General features: G+C 31.5%; 22 protein-coding genes and 1 riboswitch. Of the genes, 8 read left to right on the plus strand and 14 right to left on the minus strand.

Annotated elements, in window-relative coordinates; genetic code table 11:
• Positions 1 to 219: 219 nt before the first annotated feature.
• Together B6K90_RS10850 and B6K90_RS10855 are read left to right on the plus strand one after the other, a co-directional pair.
• Positions 220 to 1,032 (plus strand): MerR family transcriptional regulator, encoded by an 813-nt coding sequence (locus B6K90_RS10850; protein WP_088012752.1) that lies wholly within the window; start codon positions 220 to 222, stop codon positions 1,030 to 1,032.
• A gap of 88 nt (positions 1,033 to 1,120) precedes the next feature.
• The gene (locus B6K90_RS10855; RefSeq protein WP_088012753.1) at positions 1,121 to 1,804 is read left to right on the plus strand and encodes a DUF554 domain-containing protein; all 684 of its coding nucleotides are present in this window, start codon (positions 1,121 to 1,123) and stop codon (positions 1,802 to 1,804) included.
• An 86-nt stretch (positions 1,805 to 1,890) separates the two neighbouring features.
• Here B6K90_RS10855 and B6K90_RS10860 read toward each other — a convergent pair whose 3' ends face one another.
• The 3 genes from B6K90_RS10860 to B6K90_RS10870 form a co-directional block, all read right to left on the minus strand.
• Positions 1,891 to 2,313: a VOC family protein gene (locus B6K90_RS10860; RefSeq protein WP_088012754.1), complete on the minus strand. Its 423-nt coding sequence runs from the start codon at positions 2,311 to 2,313 to the stop codon at positions 1,891 to 1,893.
• A gap of 101 nt (positions 2,314 to 2,414) precedes the next feature.
• The gene (locus B6K90_RS10865; protein WP_088012755.1) at positions 2,415 to 2,885 is read right to left on the minus strand and encodes a hypothetical protein; all 471 of its coding nucleotides are present in this window, start codon (positions 2,883 to 2,885) and stop codon (positions 2,415 to 2,417) included.
• A 129-nt stretch (positions 2,886 to 3,014) separates the two neighbouring features.
• A complete protein-coding gene (locus tag B6K90_RS10870) occupies positions 3,015 to 3,539 on the minus strand; it encodes a cysteine hydrolase family protein (protein WP_088012756.1) in 525 nt (174 codons plus the stop codon).
• Between the two features lie 301 nt (positions 3,540 to 3,840).
• Between B6K90_RS10870 and B6K90_RS10875 the strand changes: the two genes are divergently transcribed.
• Positions 3,841 to 5,250, plus strand: coding sequence for a SpoVR family protein (locus B6K90_RS10875; RefSeq protein WP_088012757.1), 1,410 nt, complete (start codon positions 3,841 to 3,843; stop codon positions 5,248 to 5,250).
• A 71-nt stretch (positions 5,251 to 5,321) separates the two neighbouring features.
• On the opposite strand, the gene B6K90_RS10880 is transcribed toward B6K90_RS10875, so the two are convergent.
• Both B6K90_RS10880 and B6K90_RS10885 read right to left on the minus strand, forming a co-directional pair.
• On the minus strand, positions 5,322 to 6,101 hold the full coding sequence (locus B6K90_RS10880; RefSeq protein WP_088013100.1) for a class I SAM-dependent methyltransferase: 780 nt from the start codon (positions 6,099 to 6,101) through the stop codon (positions 5,322 to 5,324).
• A gap of 159 nt (positions 6,102 to 6,260) precedes the next feature.
• Complete coding sequence (locus tag B6K90_RS10885) at positions 6,261 to 7,715, minus strand: NAD(P)/FAD-dependent oxidoreductase (RefSeq protein WP_088012758.1); 1,455 nt, start codon at positions 7,713 to 7,715, stop codon at positions 6,261 to 6,263.
• Between the two features lie 380 nt (positions 7,716 to 8,095).
• Between B6K90_RS10885 and B6K90_RS10890 the strand changes: the two genes are divergently transcribed.
• Positions 8,096 to 8,518, plus strand: a complete 423-nt coding sequence (locus B6K90_RS10890; protein ID WP_088012759.1) for a hypothetical protein — start codon at positions 8,096 to 8,098, stop codon at positions 8,516 to 8,518.
• A 152-nt stretch (positions 8,519 to 8,670) separates the two neighbouring features.
• Here B6K90_RS10890 and B6K90_RS10895 read toward each other — a convergent pair whose 3' ends face one another.
• The 7 genes from B6K90_RS10895 to B6K90_RS10925 all read right to left on the minus strand — a co-directional run bounded on the left by B6K90_RS10895 (position 8,671) and on the right by B6K90_RS10925 (position 20,799).
• A complete protein-coding gene (locus tag B6K90_RS10895; protein ID WP_088012760.1) occupies positions 8,671 to 9,849 on the minus strand; it encodes a trans-sulfuration enzyme family protein in 1,179 nt (392 codons plus the stop codon).
• A gap of 5 nt (positions 9,850 to 9,854) precedes the next feature.
• The gene (locus B6K90_RS10900; RefSeq protein ID WP_088012761.1) at positions 9,855 to 11,024 is read right to left on the minus strand and encodes a trans-sulfuration enzyme family protein; all 1,170 of its coding nucleotides are present in this window, start codon (positions 11,022 to 11,024) and stop codon (positions 9,855 to 9,857) included.
• A gap of 81 nt (positions 11,025 to 11,105) precedes the next feature.
• Positions 11,106 to 11,209, minus strand: a riboswitch (SAM riboswitch).
• 78 nt (positions 11,210 to 11,287) lie between these two features.
• On the minus strand, positions 11,288 to 13,561 hold the full coding sequence (locus tag B6K90_RS10905; protein ID WP_088012762.1) for an ATP-dependent DNA helicase: 2,274 nt from the start codon (positions 13,559 to 13,561) through the stop codon (positions 11,288 to 11,290).
• A 242-nt stretch (positions 13,562 to 13,803) separates the two neighbouring features.
• Positions 13,804 to 14,331, minus strand: coding sequence for a YcxB family protein (locus tag B6K90_RS10910; protein ID WP_088012763.1), 528 nt, complete (start codon positions 14,329 to 14,331; stop codon positions 13,804 to 13,806).
• A 934-nt stretch (positions 14,332 to 15,265) separates the two neighbouring features.
• On the minus strand, positions 15,266 to 17,053 hold the full coding sequence (locus tag B6K90_RS10915) for an ABC transporter ATP-binding protein (protein ID WP_088012764.1): 1,788 nt from the start codon (positions 17,051 to 17,053) through the stop codon (positions 15,266 to 15,268).
• Positions 17,053 to 18,789 carry an ABC transporter ATP-binding protein gene (locus B6K90_RS10920; protein WP_088012765.1) on the minus strand — a complete coding sequence of 579 codons (1,737 nt, stop codon included), beginning with the start codon at positions 18,787 to 18,789 and terminating at the stop codon, positions 17,053 to 17,055. Before B6K90_RS10920 ends, B6K90_RS10915 begins: the two co-directional genes overlap by 1 nt.
• A 378-nt stretch (positions 18,790 to 19,167) precedes the next feature.
• Positions 19,168 to 20,799 carry a glycoside hydrolase family 13 protein gene (locus B6K90_RS10925; protein WP_088012766.1) on the minus strand — a complete coding sequence of 544 codons (1,632 nt, stop codon included), beginning with the start codon at positions 20,797 to 20,799 and terminating at the stop codon, positions 19,168 to 19,170.
• Between the two features lie 434 nt (positions 20,800 to 21,233).
• Here B6K90_RS10925 and B6K90_RS10930 point away from each other — a divergent pair, with 434 nt between their 5' ends.
• Entirely contained in the window at positions 21,234 to 22,133 is a 900-nt protein-coding gene (locus B6K90_RS10930; RefSeq protein WP_088012767.1) for a L,D-transpeptidase family protein, read from the plus strand.
• A gap of 41 nt (positions 22,134 to 22,174) precedes the next feature.
• On the opposite strand, the gene B6K90_RS10935 is transcribed toward B6K90_RS10930, so the two are convergent.
• A complete protein-coding gene (locus B6K90_RS10935; protein ID WP_088012768.1) occupies positions 22,175 to 23,212 on the minus strand; it encodes a M42 family metallopeptidase in 1,038 nt (345 codons plus the stop codon).
• 231 nt (positions 23,213 to 23,443) lie between these two features.
• Between B6K90_RS10935 and B6K90_RS10940 the strand changes: the two genes are divergently transcribed.
• Entirely contained in the window at positions 23,444 to 24,001 is a 558-nt protein-coding gene (locus B6K90_RS10940; protein ID WP_088012769.1) for a hypothetical protein, read from the plus strand.
• 201 nt (positions 24,002 to 24,202) lie between these two features.
• Here B6K90_RS10940 and B6K90_RS10945 read toward each other — a convergent pair whose 3' ends face one another.
• Positions 24,203 to 24,670 carry a UPF0158 family protein gene (locus B6K90_RS10945; RefSeq protein WP_088012770.1) on the minus strand — a complete coding sequence of 156 codons (468 nt, stop codon included), beginning with the start codon at positions 24,668 to 24,670 and terminating at the stop codon, positions 24,203 to 24,205.
• A gap of 262 nt (positions 24,671 to 24,932) precedes the next feature.
• Here B6K90_RS10945 and B6K90_RS10950 point away from each other — a divergent pair, with 262 nt between their 5' ends.
• Positions 24,933 to 26,129 (plus strand): FAD-dependent monooxygenase, encoded by a 1,197-nt coding sequence (locus tag B6K90_RS10950; RefSeq protein ID WP_088012771.1) that lies wholly within the window; start codon positions 24,933 to 24,935, stop codon positions 26,127 to 26,129.
• 421 nt (positions 26,130 to 26,550) lie between these two features.
• Positions 26,551 to 26,676, plus strand: a complete 126-nt coding sequence (locus tag B6K90_RS10955) for a GapA-binding peptide SR1P (protein WP_088012772.1) — start codon at positions 26,551 to 26,553, stop codon at positions 26,674 to 26,676.
• Positions 26,677 to 26,962 lie beyond the last annotated feature (286 nt).

Here is a 26,962-nt window from a genome sequence, read left to right on the forward strand (position 1 = left end):
ATTAATCGATTCGATTACAAATTCGTTCTCACAATATACTTCTATTATCATGAATCAAATCCTTTTTTTAAACTTTCATCATTACTAATTTATACATTGAGCATTTTTTGCCTAATTGGTTAATTGAGAACTATTCGAATTGATTGTATAATTGTATAAGAACAAATATTCGGGTATTATAAATATCAGTTTTAAGGCAAATAGAGGAGTTTTTATAAAATGAAAGAGTATTTTTCAATTGGAGAAGTATCAAAATTATTCCAAGTCAAAATTGCTACTCTTAGGTATTATGATCAGATTGGTCTCTTACGGCCAGAGTTTATTGATAAAAAGACTAACTATAGATATTATTCAACACAGCAGTTTGAAAGGTTGAATTCAATAAAATATTTGAGAGCTTTAGATTTACCAATAAACGAGATTATAGATTTTTTTAATTATAGGGAAATTGATGCTCTTGTTGAAATGTTAAAAAAGCAAAAAGATGAAGTTGCTAAAAAAAAGAAGGAATTAGAGATTATTGAAACTAAAATATCACGCCGACTTTTGCAAATTGAAGATGCTGTTAGTACACCTTTAGATAAAATATCGGAAATAAAACTTCCTGAAATGCATGTAGCATATTTACGCCATGAATATGTTATAGGAGATGACATTGAATTACCTATTACAGAATTAAGGAATAGTTTTGGAATTAATGAGGAAATTTTTTTAGGTAAAATTGGAATCTCGATCTCATCTTCTAATTTGAATAATAATGTTTTGGATAAGTATTCTAGTATTTTCATGATACTTGAAGAAGGGGATCAAATACCTCCTTCTTGCAAAATTATTCCACCAAGAGACTATTTGAAAGTTCGATTTAAAGGAACGCATAACGATGCAGTTGGTTATTATAAAAAATTATTGACCTATATGAAAAAGTATAATTATGAACTGTTAGATGATTCCTTTGAAATTACTCTTATTGATTATGGCTTTACTAACGATAAAGAAAAGTATGTCACAGAAATTTTATTGCCGTATAAGTAAACTTAATGATAAAAACTCACTTGACCCTCTAGTTACTAGAGGGTTTATTTTTTATTAATATACTATTTATAAAAGGAGAAATGAATGTATGTTTGGCACGATTTTTAACACATTGATGATTGTCGCAGGTAGCATGATCGGAAGCATCTTTAAAAAGGGGATTAAAGAAGAATATCATGAAATACTCATGCAGGCGATGGGATTAGTAGCTTTTGGATTAGGAATAAACGCACTTGTACAACATTTGCCTTCCAGCAAATATCCAGTGCTTTTTATTGTAAGTTTAGCAATAGGTGGATTAATTGGGCAAAAGCTCAAGTTGGAATCAAGATTTAATAGTTTAGTTAATAAATATTCTAAAGGTAATTTGGCTGAAGGTTTATCAACTGCTATTTTATTATTTTGTATTGGAACATTATCGATTTTAGGACCTGTGGAAGCAGCGTTAAAGGGGGACTATACGTATCTCCTTGCAAATGGTACGTTGGATGGCATTACTTCGATTGTTTTAGCATCTACTTTTGGTATCGGAATAATTTTTGCTGGCATCGCTTTATTTACATGGCAAGGTTCCATCTATTTAATTGCTATGCTAATGAAGAATTCCTTAAGCAATGATCTTCTTAATGAAGTGACGATTGTAGGTGGTATATTGATTTTAGCATCAGGACTAAGTATATTGGGGATTAAGAAATGTAATACATTAAATCTTTTACCATCTTTAATGATTCCTCCTATTGTATTTTTATTTATGCATTTATTCCATTTATAATGTTTATGAAATTAGTAAAGAAAATTGGGGAACCTCGACAAAATGAAGGTTCCTCCAATTATTAAATTTATTAATCAAACAACTTTTTATTTTATTCTTTTTGCAAGCGGATGAATGTCGCTAAATTGTATTAAGTCCCACAAATTCCCATACAAGTCCTTAAATACTGCAACTGTACCATAATCTTGTTCTTTCGGTTCTCTTACAAACTCAATTCCTTTTGAAATCATTTCGTTATAATCTCTCCAGAAATCATCCGTTCCTAAAAATAGAAAAACTCTCCCACCAGCTTGATTGCCAATGAATGGCTCTTGCTCTTGTTTCGATGCCTTTGCTAGTAAAATGGTCGTTCCAGTAGAACCAGGCGGAGATACAACTACCCATCTCTTATCCTGTTCAGGCTGATATGTATCTTCAATTAAACTAAAATGAAGTTTCTTCGTATAAAACTCTATTGCTTCATCATAATCTTTTACGACTAATGCTATATGAACGATTGACTGGATCAATTTCTTATCTCCTAACTTGTTTTCATTTAAAATTTCTTCTTATTTTGTTCAACCAATGTATTACTTAGCATAATAAAAAGACTGCCGAAACAGCCTTCGTATTATTCATTTAATTTTGAAGCAAAAATTGGAATAATTATGATCGTAATAAATATTAATGCTAAAACGATTAATGAATTTTTCCATCTAAAATCATTTTCTCTATCATTTTTATGTTGATTTATGAATTCATCATATATTTTCGATGAAACAAATTTTCCTGGATCTAGTATTTCTCCTGTTTTTTCATCCAGTAAATACGTATCATAATTTGCTGTTTTAAAGAAATGATCTCTTACTGTATCGTATTTTACAGCAATTGCCACTACATTTTCGTCTGTGTTTGTGTCCCTATTTGTTAAACTAAATTCTTTTTGTTCGACAATCACAGTTGATTTCTTTACATAATAATGAACTTCCTTACTATTATTTTTATCTATTTGATCTAAATAGCCAGATGCTGCATTTGAGGTTGATACATTAGATAAAAACAACAAAAAGAAACAGAAGATGCAAAATGCAACTCTTTTCATTATATCCCCCCACTTCTATTCAAATCTACTAAATTATATTCACTAGATTTTTAAATAGTCCTAGAGAGTATTTCTCATCTGTCTCTTTAATCCGGAGCCGGTAAATTTTCGCAAAAGAATCCCTTCTATTTATCCTATATTCTGAGATTCATCTTCTATGAAATTTAAAAATCTATAGTTCCACATTTTTTCGTAAAAATCAATCGTCTCTTTTGCAGACATAAATGGATTATTTAATGTAGATGTTGCTTTTTGTACCATGAAATTTTCGTAACCTAAACCATGAGCGAATTTAATTGTAGCATCCATACAGTATTCAGTTTGTGCGCCGCAAAATTCTATTCTTCGGACTGCTAATTGATCTAAAAGATTCTTTAAGTTCGTTTTGTAAAAAGAATTTGCATGTACTTTATTAATGAATAGATCTTGTTCTTGAACATCTAGATTCGCATTTATAGCCCAAAGTTCTTCTCCTTGTACTAATTCTTCATCACAATGTTGTACAAAAATAATTGGCTTATGTAGCTCTCTATATAATGAGATTCTTTTATTTACTTTACTAATTAAAATTTCCAATTCAAATAAATGCTCACCGCTGTAACATACGCCATTTTGCAAATCGATCACAATTAAAACATCTGCACAATTTCCCATTGTTATTACCTCATTCATATTTTTATTATGTAAATAATTTTATCATCACTGTTCTATTGTCCACAATAGTTGGTTTAGCGTACTATCACGTATATTGGTCATGAAAACTTTACCAAATAAATCTAGATATTTCTATTTCACATTTCCCTTCTAAATTAGATTAATTCGACATAAAAGAAGTTTTGTCTTGTAGATTCATTTAAACTACAAATTTTATGTTGAAATTATTAATTTAAACTCCATAGTATATATCGTCAAAAATTATCATACATTGTCAATACACATAGTAGGGGGAATAATAATGGACTCAAATAATTTACGTGAATTAGAGTATGCAATAGATGAAATTACTGAAATTGCAAAAGGATTTGGGCTTGAATATTTTCCAATGAGGTATGAAATATGCCCCTCTGAAATTATTTACACGTTTGGTGCGTACGGAATGCCAACTAGATATTCACATTGGAGCTTTGGAAAAAAATTCTATAAGATGAAGTTGCAGTATGATCTAGGGTTAAGTAAGATTTATGAATTAGTGATTAACTCTAACCCATGTTATGCATTTTTACTTGATACCAATAGCCTGATTCAAAACAAATTGATAGTTGCCCATGTACTCGCTCATAGCGATTTCTTTAAAAATAATGTGCGATTTAGCAATACAAATCGAGATATGGTCGAAAGCATGGCTGCAACAGCTGAAAGAATTAAACAATATGAACAAAAATATGGAAAAAAGTTAGTAGAAGAATTTTTGAATGCAGTTATAGCTATCCAAGAACATATTGACCCTTCTATTGTAAGAAATAGATTGTCGTGGCAATTAGAAGATGATATGATCATCCCTCTTCCTCGAGTAGGACCATATGATGATTTATGGAACTTGGATAATAAAAATGAAAATATTACTCCTGTAAAACCTCAAAAAAAGAAATTCCCACCACAACCTGAAAAGGATCTTTTACTATTTATTCAACATTTTAGTAGCGAATTAGAAGAGTGGCAACGAGACATTTTAACAATGTTACGAGAGGAAATGGTCTATTTTTGGCCACAACTCGAAACAAAAATTATGAATGAAGGATGGGCTAGTCTTTGGCATCAACGTATTATGCGAGAGTTAGATTTAACATCTGGTGAATCAATTGAATATGCAAAATTAAATGCAAGTGTAGTACAGCCCTCGAAAACAAGTATAAACCCTTACTATTTTGGACTAAAAATGTTTGAGGATATTGAAGAAAGATATAACAATCCAACTGAAGAAATGAAACAAAATGGAGTGAAAGTTGGTTCTGGAACTGAAAAAATTTTTGAAGTACGTGAGCTTGAATCAGATACTAGTTTCATTAGAAACTATTTATCAAAAGAATTTGTGATGAACAAAGACTTGTACTTGTTTAATAAACAAGGAAAAGAATATAAGATTAATGATAAAAGCTGGGTGAATGTACGTGATCAATTGGTAAATATGCGTACGAATGGAGGATATCCTTATATAACTGTAATTGATGGAGATTATCAAAAAAAAGGTGAATTGTATTTAAAGCATTCATTTGAAGAGATTGAATTAGACGTTAAATATCTAGAGAAAGTTTTACCATATTTATACCAATTATGGGGAAGAACGACTCATATTGAGACAAGAATGGATGGAAAATCCGTATTATTTAGTTATGATGGAATTAATGTAAATCGAAAAAATTTGTAAACGCCTGTTTAGGCGTTTTTTTATTTTAGCTAATTCTTTAACGTTGTTTACTACATAGTACATCGAATAGATCATGTTAGTTTCCTTCCACTCAAGATCACGGCATTTCCTAATACTTTTTTGTTCAATAAGATTTTTGGCAATTTCATTTCTTTTTCAAGTTTAGAGCTGTTCAATTCATTTAGACCAAATTTTTTTATATCGTTTAAAAGCCCTTTTTCATCTCCAAATATTTTTTCATCCAAAAACAAATCTAAAAAGACGAAACTCCCACCAGGTTTCAACACTCTTAATGCTTCTTTTATTACATCTGTTTTATTACTTCGATCTTTTACTTCATGAAATGTAAGACAGCTTACTATTACATCGAATTCATTCTCATTAAAAGGGAGTTCTGAAGCACTTGCTTTCAGAAAATCAATCTGATTAGAGACGCCTTCTATTTCTGCATTTTGTTGGCATTGTGCTTTCGAATATTCCCAATTATCTCCCCAATAATCAATTCCAGTTAAAAAAGACGTAGGAAAAGTCTTTGCCAGTTTAATAATCAGTGAACCGCTACCAGTTCCAATATCTAAAAGTTTTCCAGTTCCATCCCAATTCAGTTTTGACACAATTAAGTCATGTATTTTTGACTGATAATTCCCTCCAATTGGTGCAAATTGGTACACAGAATAAGTAAGTATGAAAGTTATATATAGAAATGGCACTGCTAAAATTCCAGATAGAACACGTACATATGTATAAACTGGTAATAATGTTACTGATATTAAAATGAGTGAAATTACTAAAAAAATAAGCAATTTATATACGCGAATCCAAGTTTTATATTTAGCTTTTAATTTCAAGATATCAGCAACCTTTAAGTTTTTAATTAAATTATACATCTTCAAAAAAGTATCGTTAATTACTTATTAAGCAAATAGGCAAGAAATTAACTATAATTTTCCTACTTTAACAAAACAAACCCCTAAAGCGAAAACTTGCACTAGAGGTTTGTTAATTACGTATTAAACAGTAACTAATTCTTTTTGTTTACTTCCGATTTTCGTAACGATGTCACGTGCGATCCATACGCCACATGCGCTTGCTTGAGCTAAACCACGAGTAACTCCTGCTCCATCTCCACCTAAATATAAACCAGAGATTTCGCTTTCAAAGTGTTCATTTAGCTTTGGTCGTGCTGAATAGAATTTTGCTTCTACACCATAGAAAAGTGTATGTTCTGCAGCGATACCTGGTGTAACATGGTTCAATGCTTCTATCATTTCAATTAAACTTTTCATTGTATTATATGGTAAAACTAATCCTAGATCCCCTGGTACTGCTTCTTTTAAAGTTGGTTCTAAGAAGCCTTCTTTAATACGTTTTTCAGTAGAACGGCGACCTTTTAAAATATCTCCATATTTTTGTACGATTACTCCACCGTGTGAAAGCATGTTTGCAAGACGTGAAACCTCGTGTGCATATTCATTTGGTTTATCAAATGGTTCTGCGAATTGATGCGATACTAATAAGGCAAAGTTTGTATTTGGACTTCCTAATTTAGGGTCTTTATAAGCATGTCCATTTGCGGTCATAATTCCTGAATGATTTTCAACTACTACGTGTCCAGATGGATTACTACAGAATGTTCTGACTTTTGTACCCACGCTAGTATTAAATACAAATTTTCCTTCGTATAAGTGCTTGTTAATCTCTTCCATTACTACGTTTGAAGTCTCAACACGAACACCAATATCAACTTGATTTGTTGACATTTTTAAACGACGTTTTTTCATAACATCAGTTAACCATTTTGAGCCATCACGACCAGGCACAATTACAACTTTCTCGGCATGTAATTCTTCACCTTTTTTTAATTTAATTCCTTTTATGATATGAGTCCCATCAACCTTTTCAGTTAATAAGTCCTCTACTTCAGTTTTATATTTCATATCAATTTTTGTTTTTAAATACTCATATATGCTTTTTAGAATTTCTAAATTTTGTTCCGTTCCTAAATGACGAACTTGTGCACGTAATAATTTAAGTCCTGCTGCGTATCCACGACGTTCAATATCTCTAACTTCTTCTGTTAAAGGATCAGTAATCGATTCAGTCGCACCATGTTCTAAATTAATTTCATCAACGTATTTGATTAATTCTACTACTTGTGAATCTGATAAGTAATCGGTCATCCATCCACCAAATTCGCTTGTAATATTAAATTTCCCATCCGAATAAGCTCCAGCACCACCAAAACCATTTGTAATTGAACAAGCTGGTAAGCAACCTGAAAAATCTTTTTTACCTGCAGCAGGTGGACATTTTTCAATTTTCTTTTGTAAAATCGGGCAATGTCTTGCGAATATATCATGTCCTTTATCGACAAGTAGTACTTTAGCATTAGGCATTTTTAACGTCAATTCATAGCAAGTAAAGATTCCAGCTGGTCCTGCTCCAACAACTATTACATCATACATCTATATATACCTCCAAATAGGTTTAAATTATTTCATTTGATCAACCTAAAATAGAATACCATCAATAAGAATGCGTTTCAAGTAAAAACACGAACATTTTTTGTATTTTTTTAAAAAAACATTCGTTTATCGACAAAGTGAAACCTTTTCATAATAAATAACGATCTGCCATTTAGCTTTTTTATCCAATATTAGACAATTCAAACTTGAGTATAAATTTGACATCAAACGATTGATCATTCAACAATTTTAGTATTTTATCCTAATTTAACGAAAAGTTAATTGTTGATATACGAAAATATCCTATTTGATAGAAACACAATCACGCAAACTTGAATAGTTATATAAATAACAGATTTTTTATATTGGAGATGGAAAATATGCTCGAAGAAAATATAAAGGAAAAGGATGGTAAAGATCATTATCAAAAAACTAATTTAGAAGATGAAGAATTACAATCAAGTCTTGAGAGGAAAATTGTTGCTGTAACATGGGTTAAAGCAGTTGCACAGTTATATGAAACGATTACATTATCAAAATTGTATACAATTGACAAAGATCCAATCTTTCAAGGGAAAAAAGATATCTTATCGGGAATGTGGATTGGCACAGCTGGTCAATTTTCCATAGCTTTTCATGTTTCTAAGCAATTATTCACTTCAGATAAAAAAGATTTACTTGAGTTACAAAGAAAAATAGTGCTTTCTGATTCAATCCAACTAGTTGGTAACGCATTGGCACTTATTGGTGCATCTGAAGTAATTCAAGAGGAAATTGGTGACGGGGAAATATTCCTATCATAGTCTTAGTAAATAAGAAACAATACTACTTAAAAACGTACACATATTTCTAAAATAAAAACGCAAAATTAAAAAATATAAAATAAATAAATCCCACAAAAATTCATTGTGGGATTTTTAATATAATTTAAATGTTGCTCTTATTACTTCTCCCTTTAATTAGTTGTTTTCCCTACACTTTGCACTTCTTGTTTTTCTCTTACATTTAATGCTTTTCGGAAGCTTACAATCAAGTCTTCAATATCTTCTAAACCGACGGACACTCTTATTAATGTATCTTTAACGCCTAATCTTTCACGAACATCAACCGGTATTGCAGCATGAGACATCTTTACAGGATATGATACAATTGTCTCAACTCCCCCTAGTGAAACAGCAACTGCAACGTTTTCAACAGATTGAAGGAAACTTGTCGTTTGTTCAAGCGTTTTTAGTGTAAATGAAAGGACTGCTCCTCCTCCAGTAGCCTGCTCAAAATGAACATCGTGACCAGGATGATTTTTTAGTCCTGGGTAATATACATCTTCAACCTCTTCTTGTTCTAAAAGCCAGTTTGCTAATTTTGATGCCGTTTGTTCATATGCATCCATACGAACTTTTAAGGTCTTTAATCCTCTTAATGTTAGCCAACAGTCTTGTGGACCTAAAATAGCTCCGAATGAATTTTGAATTGTATATAAATCATTTGCAAGTTCTTCCGAATTTACGACCGCTAATCCTCCGATTACATCGCTATGACCTGCAATAAATTTCGTAGCACTATGAACGACAATATCTGCTCCTAAGTCTAATGGTCTTTGTAAATATGGCGATAGAAAACTATTATCTACAATTACAAGTATGTCATTTTCTTTTGCTATTTTAATTGCACTACTTAAATCAGTAATTTTCAAAAGAGGATTAGACGGTGTTTCTAAATAAAGTCCTTTTGTATTTGGCTTTATGCCAGCTTCAATCTCTTGTATATTAGAAGCGTCTACGAAAGTAAAATCGATTCCGAAACGATTTAATACTTTTGTCGCTATTCTAAATGTCCCTCCATAAACATCTTCACAAATTACGATATGATCCCCTGCTGAGAACAAAGACAATACAGATGAGATTGCAGCCATTCCTGATGAAAAAGCAAAACCGCGCACACCATTTTCTAATTTTGCAATTGTATTTTCTAACGCTTCTCTTGTAGGATTTCCACTTCTCGCATAGTCGTACTTACCAAAATTCTCGATATCAAACTGATGGAATGTTGAAGTCTGATAAATAGGAATACTTAATGCACCTGTTGCCTGATCTACTTCATTTCCGTTATGAATTAATTTAGTTCCAAATTGCATTCTTATCACCCCAATGCATTTTCTAAGTCATTTAATAAATCATCAATATGTTCAATACCCACTGATAAACGTAATGTATGGTCATCTAGACCAAGCTTTCTTTTAAATTCCTCTGGCATTTCTGAATGAGTTTGTGTATGTGGATAAGTAATTAGCGATTCTACTCCACCTAAACTTTCTGCGAATGTAATTACTTTTACACTTCCTAAAACTTGTTCTACTAAACTTAAATTTTTCACTTTAAATGAAATCATTGCACCAAATCCAGTTGCCTGTTCTTTAATAATTGAATACCCTTTATGCGTTGGTAATCCTACATAATAAACTTCAGTAACATTCGGATGATTTTCTAAAAACTTGGCAAGAACAATCGCATTTTTTTGACTGTATTCCATGCGTAAATGTAATGTTTTTATACCTCTTAATATTAACCAAGAGTCAAATGGAGCTAATGTTGCACCTGTTGATTTTTGATAATAACGAATTCGTTCATTCGTATAGTCTGAATTAGTCACAACAAAACCAGCAAGAGTATCATTATGACCACCTAAATACTTTGTTCCACTATGAACAACAATATCTGCCCCGAGTTCGATTGGTCTAAAGAAATAAGGTGTTAAAAATGTATTATCAACGATCACAATAATATCTCGTTTTTTTGCAATCTCTACTACTCTTTTTAAATCAGTTACTTTCATCATTGGATTTGAAGGTGTTTCAATAAAAATTCCTTTTGTATTCGGTTTAAGTGCATCAAGAATATTTTCAATTTCAGTAGTATCAACAAAATTATGCTCAAGGCCATATGGCGAATAAATTTCTTCAAATAAACGATATGTACCTCCGTATAAATCATCTGAAACAATTAGGTGATCACCTTTTTTAAATAAGCTTAATACTGCAGTAACGGCTGCATTTCCTGTTGCAAATGCAACACCATAATTTGCACTTTCTAATTTTGCAACAGTATTTTCGACTTCTTCTCGAGTTGGATTTTGTAATCTTGCATAATCATATCCAGTTGATTGATGTAGTCCTGCATGCTTAAATGTAGCAGATTGATAAATTGGATAACTAATCGCACCAGTTAATGGATCATAACCTTTGCTTCCATGAACAGCTACTGTTTCAATCGATTTTTTATTCGTGTTTAAAGCCTCTTTTGTGTTAGTCATTATAAATCCTCCATTTTAGTCAAATAAAAAACCACTTCCTAAAAAATAAGAAGTGGTTATGTCAGCAAAATAAACATATCGCTCTTATCTTCCAGGTTTTTCACCTGCAGGATTTAGCACTTTCTAGTATTTACTAGAGTTGCCGGGTTTCGTCGGGCCAGTCCCTCCACCGCTCTTGATAAGAATATTAAATTATATTGTTAAGTATATTAAAAACTCTGATAATTATCAATCATTTTTTTTGTTAGTTATTTCTTAACTTTTCATTTCCATTCTTCAGGTAGTAAATTTTGATAAAGCGTACTCTTATATCGATCATCAATTAGTAATAAAGTCCCTTCATCTGTTTCAGATCGAATAACTCTTCCACCCGATTGCATTACTTTATTCATACCTGGAAAGACATATGAATAATAATACCCATTTTTACCAACCGAATTAAAATGCTCCTTTAAAATGTTTCTTTCTAAACAAATCTGTGGCAATCCTACACCAACTACTACGACACCGTTTAATCGATCCCCCTTTAAATCGATCCCTTCAGAGAATATCCCTCCTAATACAGCAAAGCCAACTAACGTATCTTCATTTAGACTATCAAAATGTAAAAGGAACTCTTCTCGTTCAATTTCAGTCATACCATTTTCTTGCACAATTGTTTTAACATTTGGGTACTTAACTTTAAATAATTCAGTACTTTGAATTAAATATTGATATGACGGATAAAAAACTAAATAATTTCCTTTTCTTTTCGTAATTTCTTTATAAACCGAATCAATTAATCTTTCTAAATTTCGTTCACGATCTTGATATCGGGTTGATAGAGGGTCAATTGTTACTTCCAGTTGTTCTCTATGAAAAGGAAAATCGATTGAAATTGTATAATCGCGATTTTGGTCACCAAGCATATCTTGAAAATATTGTATTGGCGTTAAAGTAGCCGAAAAATAAATTGTAGAGCGAAATCTTTTTATTACATCATTTACTACTTTAGATGGATCAAGGCAAAATAGCTTTAAATGAACTTCACTTTTATATAGTTCATAGTAGCATACATAATTTTCATCAAAAAACTCCGCAATTTTGACGAAGTTAATTGACTCAAAATAAGTATCCAGTAGCAGCTGTTTATTTTCATCCTCGTCCATTTCTTGTAATTTTATTTCTACGATTTCATTAAATGTATGTAGAAACTCTAGTAAATCATCATCTATTTCCTTTGAAACTGAATTTACAACGTCCTTCCATTTCTTTCTTAATTCTATGAATCGCTTGTTAATTTCATTTGTAATGGCATAAAGTTCATCTTTTGAATTTTTATATGTATTTTTCAACTCTAAAAATTTAGATTTGAATAGACTCGCAGAATACATTTCTCTTGCACGATCAACAAGATTATGAGCTTCATCAATTAATAACACTGAACTTCGTTTGTGTTCATCAAATAATCGTTTTAACGATACTCGAGGATCAAAAATATAATTTACATCGCAAATAATAGCATCTGAAGAATTTAATAAATCTAATGAGTATTCAAATGGACAGACTGTATGTTTGCGAGCATATTCTTCTATTTTCTCTCGGGTTAGCGCTTTTTCCGATGAAAGAATATCAAGAACAGCATCATTTATCCGGTCATAGTAACCATTGGCAAATTCACAATAATCCTTTTGACACATCGTCTCTTCTTTAAAACAGATTTTATCTTTTGCTGTAATCGTCGTACACTTTATACAAAGTCCTTGATCTGTCATGCGCTTAAATGCTTCTTCTGCTACAGTCCTTGTAATCGTCTTAGAAGTTAAGTAAAACATTCGATTTATACTATTCTCGCCAATACTTTTAACAGTTGGAAAAATAGTTGAAACCGTTTTTCCAATACCTGTTGGTGCTACCGCAAATAAATTATTACCTTCCTGAATCGTTTGATATACCGCACCCGCTAACTTTCTTTGACCTTTTCTGAAAGAAGGAAAGGGAAAATTTAGTTCTTTTATTGTCTGATTCCTTAACTCAATATGATCGTATTTCCATTTTGCAAAAGGATAATAAATTTCCAGCATTTTGTATACGTAATTTGTTAATTCATCCTTTGTAAATAACAGATCGAAGCTGATTTTTTGCTCAGTTAAAATATTAATATATGTAAGTCTAAGTTTAATCTCTTCAAGCTGTAATTCCTCACAAATAAAATAACCATAAACTTTTACTTGAGCCCAATGAACAGGATATGAATTTTCATTTATTTCACTCAAATCCTTCATTGTTGATTTAATTTCTTCTATTATATATTGATCATCCTTAAGTAATAATCCATCACAACGGCCTTCAATTTGAAACGCCAATTGATCCAATGTTATGGTGCCAGAAATAGGTCGTTCTTTTACATCCTGTTCACCATATTCTTTTTGGATTTTTTGGTGTGCCTTTGTTCCTTCAATTAATGAAACTGAACTTTTATACGTTAAATTGATACTTCCCGCTGTATGAGCATACTCAACTAGCGTTCGAACTGAAACCTTTACACAATTCTCCAAGTGAGTACCCTCCTTTTTTTACATTTTATCATAATTCATCTTTCTTGATTAAGAATGAAACGTAACAAATAAAGAAAACTCTCCGATTGAAGAGCCTTTTTTAGCGAAGCCAGAGACGTAATAGCACTATACTTAGGTAACACGTCGATTTCCTTCTCACTATCAATTTATACTTTCTTATTATGTAAAAAAGTTCAAGTTAAAATAACTTGAACCTTTAGAGATCAGAATGCACTATTCAACTAGCAATATAAAACTTGAATATTATATTTTCTATAGAATTGTAATAAGCTCTCTATGTCATCTTTTATTGCTTCTAGTGGCACTATGATGGCTTGCATACTTGAAAAGTATATATAAAAGTAATTCTTCGTTCCTTTTATTTCAACTATATTATCCCACTTTATTTCATGAACACTTGATTGTGTAATTTCTTTAATCCCATTCTCATCTACCTTTAGAGAATGTTCACCGAATAAAGATTGATCGTTCTTTTCAGTTAAATGCTTTATCATTTTGTTTTTTGATGAGCGGTAAAAATACTTTGGAAAATAAATGAACCAAAGAATGGCTGCTAACGAAAAGGCAAGTAAATAACCGAGAAGCGGTTGCTTGAATAGAAAAGAAATTAAAAATGGTAATACTAAATAGATTAAACTCACAGCAATTCGTTGATTAATTAATGACTTTTGAACAGTTTTTGAGTGTTTTAAGTGATGTAAATTAAATTCAATATAATCATCCAAATTTATTTCATAATTAAGTTTCATACCTGACCTCCATTTTCGCAAAAATATTTAATCACTATTATTTTAACATTAGAAAAAAATAGAAAATAAAGATATTTCATCTACTTATATTAAGTTGACTTTTCAAGATTCATAGAATAAATTCTTTTATTAAGAATGAGTTATAATTCATTTCAAAAGTTCTATTTTTACATTTTTGGCATAAAAATGGTTGTCCTAATTTGAATATGATTGAATGAAAACAAACTAAGGAAAACTACAGATCAAAAAGAACAGTGGTAATTAAACTCTGACCTGCAAATAAGTCTTATAGAATCTCAATTAAAATTTGAGAACGGCAATTAAAATCGAGAATCACAATTAAATTTTGAGAATCGCAATTAAAATTGAGAATCTCAATTAAAATTTGAGAACCGCAATTAAAATCTTTGAATCGCAATTAAAATTTAAGAATCGCAATTAATATCTTTGAATCACAATTAAAATCTGAGAATCGCAATTAAAATTTGAGAACCGCAATCAAAATTGAGAATCACAATTAATATCCAAGAATCACAATTAATATCCAAGAATCACAATTAATATCTGAGAATCACAATTAAAATTTGAGAATCACAATTAATATCTGAGAATCACAATTAAAATTTGAGAATCGCAATTAAAAACTGAGGATCACAATTAAAATTTGAGAATCGCAATTAATATCTGAGAGTCACAATTAATATCTGAGACCCATACCAGTTAAGGTATTTTGGGCGAAAAACTTACAATAGTAGATCTTTTCAAATGGCTAACTTAAAAAATGCCCTATACCCAATAAAAAAAAGATCGAATAGATCAACTGCAAATGAAAATCGCTTTGAAATACTCCCACTTACAATAAAAAAGGGGGCGCCCATGTGTCAGTTGTTAACCTGACATATGAGACAGCCCCAAACTAATTCAAACAGATCAATTATGCTCCATCATTAATGAAGCTATATTGCGCCATGTATAACTTATAATAATTTCCTTTTAATTTTAATAACTCATCATGTGTACCGCTTTCCTCGACATTTCCGTTACCAATTACCATAATTTTGTCGCAGTCACGAATTGTTGATAATCGGTGGGCAATGACAAATGAAGTACGACCTTCTAAAAGCTTTTCAATTCCATTTTGAACAAGCTTCTCTGTGTGAGTATCAATATTCGAAGTAGCCTCATCAAGTATTAATATTCTAGGATTAGCTAGTAGAGCACGAGCAAAAGAGATTAATTGTCTTTGACCTAATGAAAGTCTTGAGCCCCTCTCGTTTACATCAGTATCATATCCATTTTCCATTTTAATGATAAAATCATGAGCATGGACTGCTTTTGCTGCAGCAATTACTTCTTCATCTGTAGCATCTAATTTACCGTATCGAATATTTTCCATGATCGAAGTTGAGAATAGGAATGTATCTTGTAGCATGATTCCCATTTGACTTCTAAAAGATTCTAAATCTACTTTTTTAATATCTTTCCCATCAACTAAAATTTCACCTTTTAAAGGATCATAGAAACGGCTTAATAGTGAAACAATAGTTGTTTTACCTGCACCAGTTGCACCTACCAATGCAATTTTTTCACCAGGATTGATTGTGAAATTTACGTTTTTTAATACCGTTGAGTTTTCATCATAACCAAAAGTCACATTTCTAAATTGAACTTCACCATTAATTCTTCCAATTGCAGGTGCATTTTCTTCACTAATAATTTCTGGATCAATATCCATAATGTCAAAAATACGATCAGCTGCCGAGAAGTTTGATATTAATGTATTATAAAAGTTTGATAAGTTCATAATTGGACGCCAGAACATGCCAATATACATTGAAAATGCAATTAATGTTCCAACTTCAATATCTTGACTAGTTACGAGTTTATAACCAACATAAAATACAATTACAGTACCAACACCCCATGAAAGCTCAACTAATGGCCAAAAGAAGTCATTCATTTTTACTGCTCTCATGAATGAGCCCATTAATTCAGAAACCTTTTCTTTGAAGTCTTTTTCTTTATCTTTTTCTTTCGCAAAGGATTGAACAACTTTAATCCCTGAAAAGTCTTCATGTATAAACGCAATTAAATTTGAACGTTTCTTTCGGTAATCATCCCATCTTTTACGTGCACGTGTTTCAATATAAAACATTGCAACTGCCAAAAATGGAAGAATTGATACAGATGCGATTGCAAGTTTAACATTTAATATAAACATTACGACTGTCACGCAAACTAAGCTTAGTAATTCTGGAATTAATGTTTGAATACTTTGGTTGAATAAATTTTGGAGAGCACTAATATCCCCCATTACACGAGCCAAAATTTTTCCAACTGGACGATTATCAAAAAATGTAAATGATAGTTTTTGAATATGTGTGTAAAGTTCATGACGAATATTTACTAAAATATTATTCGTAACTGAGCTAATCATCGTCCAACGTATTTTTGAAGCGATCATTGCTAAGAAATTTAGTGCTAACAATACAGCTCCAATTACTATTAGCCCTTTTACATCATGATTTTTAATATTTGTATCAATCGCTACTTTTAGTAAATATGGGTTTAATATCCCAATTACCATTACAAATAACATTAAGCAAATAACGGAAAATGTTTTTAACTTATAAGGTTTTAAATAAGTCCCGAGCCTAAGAATAAGCTCGGTTTTACTCCGATTTAGTTGGTCTTCATCACGGTTTATCGTATTTTGTGCCATTAGACCACCCCGCTTTCTACTGTTTCGAAATCTTTGAATTGTTCTTCGTACACTTCAAAGTATCTTCCTTTTTTATCTAATAGTTGCTTATGACTTCCTTTTTCAACAATTTCTCCATTTTCAACAAATAAAATTACATCGGCATTTTTTACGGCTGAAATACGGTGTGCAATGATAAATGTTGTACTATGTGAAAATCGTTTATTTAAATTGTGTAATAATTCATACTCTGTTTCCATATCTAATGCAGAAGTTGCATCATCTAAAATGAGGATTGGAGCATTTCGTAATAATGCTCGAGCAATTGATATACGTTGTTTTTGGCCACCAGATAAACCAATACCTCGTTCACCAATTTCCGTGTTGAATCCTTCTTCTAGCTCTTCAATAAAGTCTAGACAACAAGCAATACGGCAAGCCTCGCGAATTTCATCCATTGTAGCTTCTTGGTTTCCTAGTTTAATATTGTTTTCAATTGTATCTGAGAAAAGGAATGTATCCTGAGAAACTAGTGACATATTTTGACGTAAAGATGTAAGATTGAAATCTTTAACATTTACACCATCAACTAAAACTTCCCCTTCAGCAACATCGTATGATCGACCAATTAGATGAAGAATTGAAGATTTCCCAGCACCTGTCGTCCCCATAATGGCTACTTTACTACCGCTTGGAATATATAGATTAATATCTTTTAAGACGATTTCATCATTGTATTTAAAGCTTACATTTTTATATTCTACTGAACCGTCAACAAGATTAGGTGTATATGCACCATCTTTGTTTTCAATTTCTGTTTTACGATCTAAAATTTCAAAAATCTTCTTCGCAGACGCTTGGTTTTTAGAAAGTACATCTGTTAACCAGCCTAGCATTCTCATCGGCCAAATTAAGTTCCAAATATAACCACTAAATGCAACTAGTTCACCTAGTGTCATACTATTTTGTAAAACGAAATATCCACCGATAATAATCATTGCTACAAGCGCAATATTTGTTAAAAATTCAATATTAGGAAAATATTTACGCATTGTTTTAGCTTGAGCCATATTTAAATCATAATATCCACGATTCATTTTCAAAAATTTCAATGTCTCATGCTTTTCTCTCGCAAATGCTTTAACCAATCTTACACCCGCAATATTTTGTTGAGCTGTTGTATTAATTTCAGCTGTATGGTCACTTATTTTACCGTAACCTTTATTAAGTAAGCGATTTAAACGAGTACCCATATATCCAATTGGGATCATAATTGCTAAACAGATTAGTGCCAACTTCCAATTAATTACAAATAAGATAATTGTGCTGACAGTAAAATAGATAATATTTTCAACAAACAATCTTAGTCCAAACGCAATTGTTTGCCAAATATTTTCCACATCTTCATTAATTCTCGAAAGTAATTCACCCGTATTCATCGAGTCAAAATACTTAAACTCAAAGCTTTGAATATGCTTGAACATATCATTTTTAATATCTTCATGTACCTCTGAGCTTACTAAGTCATATAAATATTCTTTTACATAACCAAAAATTGATTTGATAATTGTCACACCGATAATACCCCCAATAACTGGAAGAACTACTGATGCTTTCCCTTTCGTAATACCATCATCGATTAAGATCATTTGTAAATAAGGAATTAAATGATCCACACCAATTACTAAAACCATTGAAATTGAACCAATAATAAATGAAAGCTTATGCCTAAAGACATATTTTAAAATTCGAGACAAAATTATACCTCCCCTGTATCAATTAACCTAACTCTACGCAACCCTCCACTTTTTTTGACAATAAAAAGGCCATGGGAATATTTTCCATACCCCATGGCCATAAAAAAACGTTTCGCCCAAAAACAAACAGAAATGAATCGTTTCTTTTTGGCACAAAAAAGCCATGGGGAATATAAACCCATGGCTAGATCGTCAAATGAAATCTAAGTTTCAACGTGGTCCGTCCTGCGTAGAGATAGGGTTCATAATCATTATGAAATTATGTGATGCTTTTTCTTTTAATTTTCTTACAATCATCATGTTAACCTACCTCCTTTTTATTTGATAATCTTATCATATACGAGTGCACTTTAAAATGTCAAACTATTTTTAATAAATTTATAATTCAATTTTATAAATTATTGCTTCATAAGGTCTTAAGCTTACATTCTCTAGAGTTGAGCTTGAATCTTTATAATTACTTAAAAGTATACTTATTTCATCATAACCATCACTATAACTAAATTTTGAATCTTCATTAGTAAAATTAGCTACAATTAATAATTTTTCATCATTATACTTTCTTATATAAGCAAATACTTTTTCATCTTTTTCAGCAAGCATTTCAAAAGAACCATAAACAATAGCTGGGTTTTGTTTTCGTAATTCGATTAACTGGCGATAATGATGAAAAATTGAATCTGGATCGTTAATTGATTGTTCAACATTTATTTTAGTAAAATTCGGATTTACTGCTAACCAAGGGTTTCCTTTTGTAAAACCTCCATGCTTTTCTCCATTCCATTGCATTGGAGTACGTGCATTGTCTCTACCTTTTGTATAAATCGATTCCATTATATCTTCATGCTTATATCCTTTTGAAATACGGTCATTATACATATTTTTCGTTTCAATATCGTCATATTCATCAATTCTTTCAAATCGAATATTTGTCATTCCAATTTCTTCACCTTGATAAATATATGGCGTACCTTGCATTAAATGAAGGATTGAGGCAAGCATTTTCGCACTTTCAATACGATATTCTTTATCATTACCCCATCTAGAAACAATACGTGGTAAATCATGATTATTCCAGAACAAGCTATTCCAAGCCTTTCCATCAAGCTGTGTTTGCCACTTATTAAATACTTCTTTTAGCTCTATTAAATTTAGAGGCTTTAAATCCCATTTTTCTTTATCTTCTTGTTGATCAAGACTGATATGCTCAAATTGAAATATCATACTTAATTCATTACGAGCTGGATCTGAATATAGCTTTGCAATTTCTGGAGTTGCTCCCCAAGTTTCTCCAACAGTTAATACGTCGCGATTTCCAAAAGTCTTTTTATTCATCTCTTGCAAAAATTCATGTAGTTTTGGACCATTTGCAGTAATCTCTTGATCAGGAATCTTCCCGATTAAATCAATTACGTCCATACGGAATCCACCAATTCCTTTATCAAGCCAGAAGTTCATCATATTGTACACTTCTTCGTGAACTTTCGGATTCTCCCAGTTTAAATCTGGCTGCCTTTTACTAAATAAATGCAAGAAGTACTGTCCAGTTTCTTCATCATATTCCCAAGCACTGCCACTGAATACAGAAGGAAGGTCATTTGGTTCACTTCCATTCACAGGGTCTCTCCAAACATAATAGTCTCTATATGGATTATCTTTACTTTTTCGAGATTCAATGAACCATGGATGCTCATCAGAAGTATGGTTTACTACTAAATCCATTACGATTTTAATCCCGCGATTATTTGCTTCAGAAATTAATTCATCCATATCCTTCATCGTACCGAATTCTTCCATAATGTCACAATAATCACTAATATCATACCCATTATCATCATTAGGTGATTTATATACAGGACTTAACCAAATAACATTTATCCCTAAAAGCTTTAAATAATCAAGCTTTTCAATTATTCCTTTTAAATCACCGATTCCATCAGCGTTACTATCCATAAAACTTCTAGGATATATTTGATAAACTACACTATTATGCCACCATTTTTTCTCCATTTAAATTGCCTCCTAGATTTATGTATAGATTAAAATCTTAAAAACTCTAAAAAGGTACTTTCCTCTAAATACATTAATACGGTACGTGAAATTACACCTTACTCGAACACTCCTCTACATTTGTGCAATCGTGTGCATTTTTTTCTAGAGTAGAGTCCCTATTATTAGAAAACATTTATTCGGAATTTTATTTAACCGCTTACATTTTCTATTTTAACAAGATTGGTCATTAATGCAAACATTTTCATTTTTCTTCAAATCGTTAAAAATGTTTATACGTATCGTTAACCAAAGAACAATAAATTGACAGATCCATTTTTCCGTTTTTCAATTAATCTATTTTTTTCCTAATTTGAAATTTTATTAGATAGGACAAGCTATCCCTTCATACTATATAAGGCTATGTAATTTCTAAATATATTGTTGGGGGGACGATGTTGTTTAAGCGCTGTTTTATTTTTTTATTACTATTTATTTTATTTTTGAGTACTTCTTATGTTCAATCTTACGCCGCAGAAACAAAACCTGTTTCTCAATTTATCATTATTAATAAATCGATTAATAGATTAGCTTTTTATGAGAATGGTAAATTGGTAAAAGTTTTTAAAGTAGCGACTGGTAAGAGTCAGGATTTAACTCCTGAAGGCAAGTTTAAAATTGTCGTTAAAATTGTTAACCGTCCTTATTATAAGGATAATATTCCTGGTGGTGACCCGAGGAATCCGCTTGGTAATAGGTGGTTAGGTTTAAATGCTAGAGGGACATGGGGTACAACCTATGCAATCCACGGAAATAATAATCCAAGTTCTGTTGGAACTTATGCTAGTCACGGATGTGTACGAATGTATGATGAAGAAGTAGAATGGTTATTTGATCGTGTTCAAAAAGGGGCTACTGTTTTAATCACTTCATCAAATAAGTCGTTTCAAGACATCGCTGTTACAAATCATTTATTTGATGAAGATTCAGGAAGTGTAGTTGTAACAAAACCAACTGATATTCCTACTAGTTTACAACTTGGAAGTGTGGGTTCTGATGTTGAATGGCTTCAGGATACTTTAACAAAATTAGGTTACGCTACAAACGGGGTCGATGGCTATTTTGCAGAAGGCACAGATCAAGCAGTAAGAGCATTTCAACAAGATAATGGATTAACGAGTGATGGTGTCGTTGGTGCTGGTACAAAAAAATTATTAATAGACAAACTCCAAGAAAAAAAACGTGATTCTGTCTCAGCCTATTTTTATACACTTACATTAAAGAAAAATATAAAAATCAATGGTGAGGACCGATTTGATAGTCAATTAAACGGAGTTCAAAAATTAGATTATTAAACTAAAAAAGCTGTTGATAGTTTCAACAGCTTTTTACATTATTACTTTGTTAAATATAAATATAATAATTTCATCGTATTTTCCATCGCACTATAATGCGTTCTTTCCATACCATGAGAAGCATGAACACCTGGTCCAATTAACGCGCCCCGAATATCCTGTCCTCCGCGTAAAGCAGCAACTGTATCAGAACCGTACATTGGATAAATATCTACTGCATAGCTAAGTTCATTTTCTTTCGCTAAGTTTACTAAATCAGTTGTCATATTGAAATCATATGGTCCACCAGAATCTTTTGCACAAATCGAGACATCATATTCAGTACAGCTTAAATCATCTCCAATACAACCCATATCAACTGAAATTAATTCAGTAATATCAGATGGGATATAAGAAGATCCATGTCCAACTTCTTCATACGTTGAAATAAATAATTTTGTTGTATATGTAGGTACAATTTTTTCCCTTTTAAATAATTCAAGTAAACCAATTAAACATGCTACACTTGCTTTATCATCAATAAATCTTGATTTTATAAATCCGCTTTCAGTAATTGTCGTTTTCGGATCGAAGAAAATAAAATCTCCTGGGCTAATTCCAAGATTTAATACATCCTCTTTTGACTTAACGCATTCGTCAATACGAACTTCCATGTTTTCTGGATCACGTTTTTTTGTTTTACTATCTTCGAATACGTGAATTGATGGACTTGTAGATAAAAATGTACCTGAGTATATTTTTCCTTCACGTGTTCTAATTTGACAATATTCACTATCAAGAGTTGGTACGATTGGTCCACCAATAATAGTAAATTTTAAAGTACCTTTACTTGTAATTGATCGAACCATTGCTCCTAACGTATCAACATGTGCTGATAATCCAATCACTTGCTCATTGCTTTTACCAGGAATTGTGATTACTCCGCAGCCTTTATTAGTCGTTTCGAAATCATACCCTAAAGTATTTGTCCAAGACTGAATTAACTCCATAATTTCAAAACAAAAACCACTTGGGCTATTAAACTCTAGTAGTTGTTTAGTAGTTTGTAGCACATATTCTTTATCAATCTTAATATTCATAGTTTTTCCCCTTCAATTTTGAAATTTCATGCAATTCTTAACGTATTTATCATACATTTATTTGTGTTTGTTATCAATATTACTAGAAAAACATAGACGCGCCGATCAGTTAATTTTAATGGAGAATACAGCGGAAATAAAAATTAAAAAGTATTGCGCTTAATTCCATCTCATATAAATAGTGTATATCATGCATTGAAATGAATTAAGCTGATTAAATGAGGTGAAAAGTTGTATTTTCTCAAACCTATTACTGAAGAGGTTCGCTTATTTCAACTAAAATTCAGTAATCAAACTCAAACGAAGAAATTTATTTTAGTATCTATTTTTGCTTGTATCGCTGCACTCTTTCAAGCAGCAGGTGGTGTTTTACCAGTTATAGGATTTATTTTAAGTCCGCTCGCCACTGCACCTATTCTATTATGTTCCATGTTTTCCATTCCATTTGGAATAAAGTCCTATTTTCTAACAATCACGTTGTTATTCATCTTACAGCCAACTGAACTTATTATATTTCCTTTTACAACAGGATTATTGGGACTTGGCTTAGGTTTGGCTTTTCACTTTTTTAAAAAGAGATTATCGATCATTGCGACTGGAGCGACTCTATTAATATTAGGAATTATGAGTCTATTATATCTTTTCCACTTTCCAGTCTTAGGACCGGCATTTTCTGATTCTTTTTCAATCTATACCGTTCTAATTATTACTATATTTTCTTTCGTTTATTGCTGGTTATGGCTTGAAATTGCTTTAATTATTTTTAAAAGATTGGTTTTGATGAATTAACTACCTATCTAATTAGACGTAGAGAATTTTTGAACTAAACAGGCAACAGTTCAAAATAATTACATAACAAAACCTTAAAATATAAAAAACATTAAAAATCCCTTCAGCGAAATCTGAAGGGATTCATTTTATTTTTGATTTGGCTTAAACTGCCTGTAAGTCAAACAGCCACAAATCGCTCAACTCTTAATATTTATATTTCTAATCTATGTACTCGATACCATTAGTTTGACACCATGCGATCGCTAACTCTTTATAGCGTCTGCCGCGATAACTATACCAATCCATTTCAATATTAAACTCTCTAACAGCGTCTTTAAATCTTCTAAATGCTCCTTTTCCTTCGATTGTTATTAGTAATATTTTTTGTATTTTCACATCTTTAACAGTTAAACAAAAGTCTTCAACAATTTTATATTCATTGATTTCATATTTTGAAGGCAATTCCTTATAGTCCTCAAAATTCTCCACAATTTCATTTGCGATTTCTAAATTTTCTATCTGCCAATCATGTAAATCATCTATTGGTTTTTCATCTTCAGCATCAATAAGATCATTTTCAGAAACCGAAAAAACTTCACCCGTACTTATCTTAACAAATGAACGATAACCATCAATTTGCATTTCCATTTCTTCAATAATATCTTTTATCTTTGCTTTATTTGTCATATAGAATCACCTTCTTATTTTTAATATTTGGCAGATTTGTTACACAGATAATTATACTTGATTAAAAAACAATCTAAAAGAAAATTGGAGTCATATACAACTTAACTGGCAGTTTGGTCAATAACAAGCCTTCAAATGTATTATATTTGGTTGTAACTAGGTAGATAAAATAAAACAGCACGATAGTTCATAAGTAATAAACCTGTGAATATATTCTTGTTATGTTGTTTAAATTTAGTTAGCTTAGGGGTGATTAAGTAATATGAAGCAACCGATGCGTGTCCTTATTTCCGGTGCAAGCATTGCAGGGCCAGCACTTGCTTACTGGCTTCATCGCTTTGGTTTCGAGGTAACTGTAGTAGAAAGAGCACCCACTTTACGTCCAGGGGGATTTGCTGTTGATATCCGTGGCGCTGCAATTTCTGTTCTTGAACGTATGGGGATTCTTGATCAAGTTCGAGCGCTAGATACTCATATGACTGGTGTTTACTTCGTGAACGATAAAGGTAAAATCAAAGGTAAAATAAGTGAAGCAAGTATAGGTAATCAACAAGGGATGGATATCGAAATTATGCGTGAAAATATTAGTAGCATTTTGTACGATTTGACTAAGGATAAAGTTACATATATTTGGGGCGATTCAATTACCTCAATAAATGAGACGATAACAGGAGTAGAAGTTCAATTTACTAATGGGATGCCAGATATATTTGATTTAATTATAGGTGCAGATGGAATTCATTCCAACGTGCGTACATTGAAATTTGGCGACGAAGATCAGTTTAAACGTACACTAGGTTGTTATATATCGATTTTTGAATTCGAGAATTATCTTAATCTCGACCACTCTCAAATGCTTTATACGGTTCCAGGTAAAACTGTTGGAATGTATAGCGCAAATGATAACAAGCAAGCAAAGGGCATGTTAATATTTCAATCCGAGCCACTGAAATACGACCGTTATAATTTGGAAGAACAAAAGAATCTTATTAAAAATGCTTTCGAAGAACTTAAGGGTTGGGAAACTCCGAACTTGCTCCAAAAATTGATTAAAGCTTCAGATTTTTATTTTGATGAAATATGTCAGATTCACATGCCGACATGGTCAAATGGTCGGATTTCTTTAGTAGGTGATGCGGCTTATTGTCCCTCACCCCTTTCAGGTCAAGGTACTAGCCTGGCCCTTGTCGGAGCATATGTACTTGCAGGAGAGCTGAAAGCTGCTAATGGTGATTACAAAGAAGCCTTTATAAGCTATGAAAAAGAGATGAGAAGTTTTGTTGAAAAAAATCAAAAAATAGGGCTATTAAGTGCTGGAGGAATGGTTGAAAAATCTAACTTCAAAATTTTACTACGCAATGCAATGTTACGTTTTCCCATCTTAATGAATGGAATGTTTAAAATGATTACGAGAATGATAGCTAAAGCTGCAAATGAGATAGAACTGAAAGATTATTAAACTATTAGTTTGCTTTATAAAAGAAATAACGCTCGGAGTATATTCTGAGCGTTATTTCTTTTAATTAATATCAAAATTATTCTAAGAGCACCCTTTATATTAAATTAACTAGGATGGAATCGTTCTCCTTCGGGGATTCCAAATGCAAAAAGTGAAGATTGATTACAACACATCCCGACGAACAAATCATCGTCATCATAAATTAGTTACCACGGGCGAAATTGATCCCAGAGACATGTTTACACGGTTGTATTTTCGTTTTTTTTTAAACAAGAAAAAAATTTTTTTAGACGTTTTTCGCTTGAAAACCTTGCTATTTCAACGTTTTTTCAACTGGGACAATTCACGTCCACAGGGTGGGTAAAGTCCCTGGAGAAATAGTGATTCGAACGTGTTATAGTGTGTTTAGGAGGTGTTTCTAATGCAAATTTTAATCTGTAAAGAATGCGAAGAAACTATTGAGTACGCGGAGTATAAAAAAGTTGTGAAAATCTATTCAACTTGTGAAAACTGCAAAAATGAAGCAGCAACTTCAACTTCAAAATAACATATACACAAAAATATACGCTTATTTTGTAATCAAGACCTTATTTAAAAATACTTAATTTCTTAAGGTTTAACAAAATAATAATTAACATACTATTAAAAATGAAAAAAGGATCTTTCTTGTAGATCCTTTTTTTCATTTATATTTAACTAATACGTGTCTTAGTTGAATAAGCTTCCAAAAAGTATAAAAAATCCCAAAATAAAATAAGACCAATTTATTAATCGCATATATGTTCTCTTACTTTTTCCCCTTAAAACACCTTTGAATAAGTTTAGTTTCAAGA

It is taken from the genome of Gottfriedia acidiceleris, assembly GCF_002128425.1.
In the GTDB taxonomy this organism is placed as follows: Bacteria; Bacillota; Bacilli; order Bacillales; family Bacillaceae_G; genus Gottfriedia; species Gottfriedia acidiceleris.

Coding starts and splice junctions, on each gene's coding strand:
- B6K90_RS10945 (WP_088012770.1), bottom strand. CDS start 24,670: ATGACAAATAAAGCAAAGATAAAAGATATTATTGAAGAAATGGAAATG.
- B6K90_RS10900 (WP_088012761.1), bottom strand. CDS start 11,024: ATGACTAACACAAAAGAGGCTTTAAACACGAATAAAAAATCGATTGAA.
- B6K90_RS10875 (WP_088012757.1), top strand. CDS start 3,841: ATGGACTCAAATAATTTACGTGAATTAGAGTATGCAATAGATGAAATT.
- B6K90_RS10890 (WP_088012759.1), top strand. CDS start 8,096: ATGCTCGAAGAAAATATAAAGGAAAAGGATGGTAAAGATCATTATCAA.
- B6K90_RS10910 (WP_088012763.1), bottom strand. CDS start 14,331: ATGAAACTTAATTATGAAATAAATTTGGATGATTATATTGAATTTAAT.
- B6K90_RS10855 (WP_088012753.1), top strand. CDS start 1,121: ATGTTTGGCACGATTTTTAACACATTGATGATTGTCGCAGGTAGCATG.
- B6K90_RS10950 (WP_088012771.1), top strand. CDS start 24,933: ATGAAGCAACCGATGCGTGTCCTTATTTCCGGTGCAAGCATTGCAGGG.
- B6K90_RS10955 (WP_088012772.1), top strand. CDS start 26,551: ATGCAAATTTTAATCTGTAAAGAATGCGAAGAAACTATTGAGTACGCG.
- B6K90_RS10925 (WP_088012766.1), bottom strand. CDS start 20,799: ATGGAGAAAAAATGGTGGCATAATAGTGTAGTTTATCAAATATATCCT.
- B6K90_RS10915 (WP_088012764.1), bottom strand. CDS start 17,053: ATGGCACAAAATACGATAAACCGTGATGAAGACCAACTAAATCGGAGT.
- B6K90_RS10865 (WP_088012755.1), bottom strand. CDS start 2,885: ATGAAAAGAGTTGCATTTTGCATCTTCTGTTTCTTTTTGTTGTTTTTA.
- B6K90_RS10885 (WP_088012758.1), bottom strand. CDS start 7,715: ATGTATGATGTAATAGTTGTTGGAGCAGGACCAGCTGGAATCTTTACT.
- B6K90_RS10935 (WP_088012768.1), bottom strand. CDS start 23,212: ATGAATATTAAGATTGATAAAGAATATGTGCTACAAACTACTAAACAA.
- B6K90_RS10870 (WP_088012756.1), bottom strand. CDS start 3,539: ATGGGAAATTGTGCAGATGTTTTAATTGTGATCGATTTGCAAAATGGC.
- B6K90_RS10930 (WP_088012767.1), top strand. CDS start 21,234: ATGTTGTTTAAGCGCTGTTTTATTTTTTTATTACTATTTATTTTATTT.
- B6K90_RS10850 (WP_088012752.1), top strand. CDS start 220: ATGAAAGAGTATTTTTCAATTGGAGAAGTATCAAAATTATTCCAAGTC.
- B6K90_RS10895 (WP_088012760.1), bottom strand. CDS start 9,849: ATGCAATTTGGAACTAAATTAATTCATAACGGAAATGAAGTAGATCAG.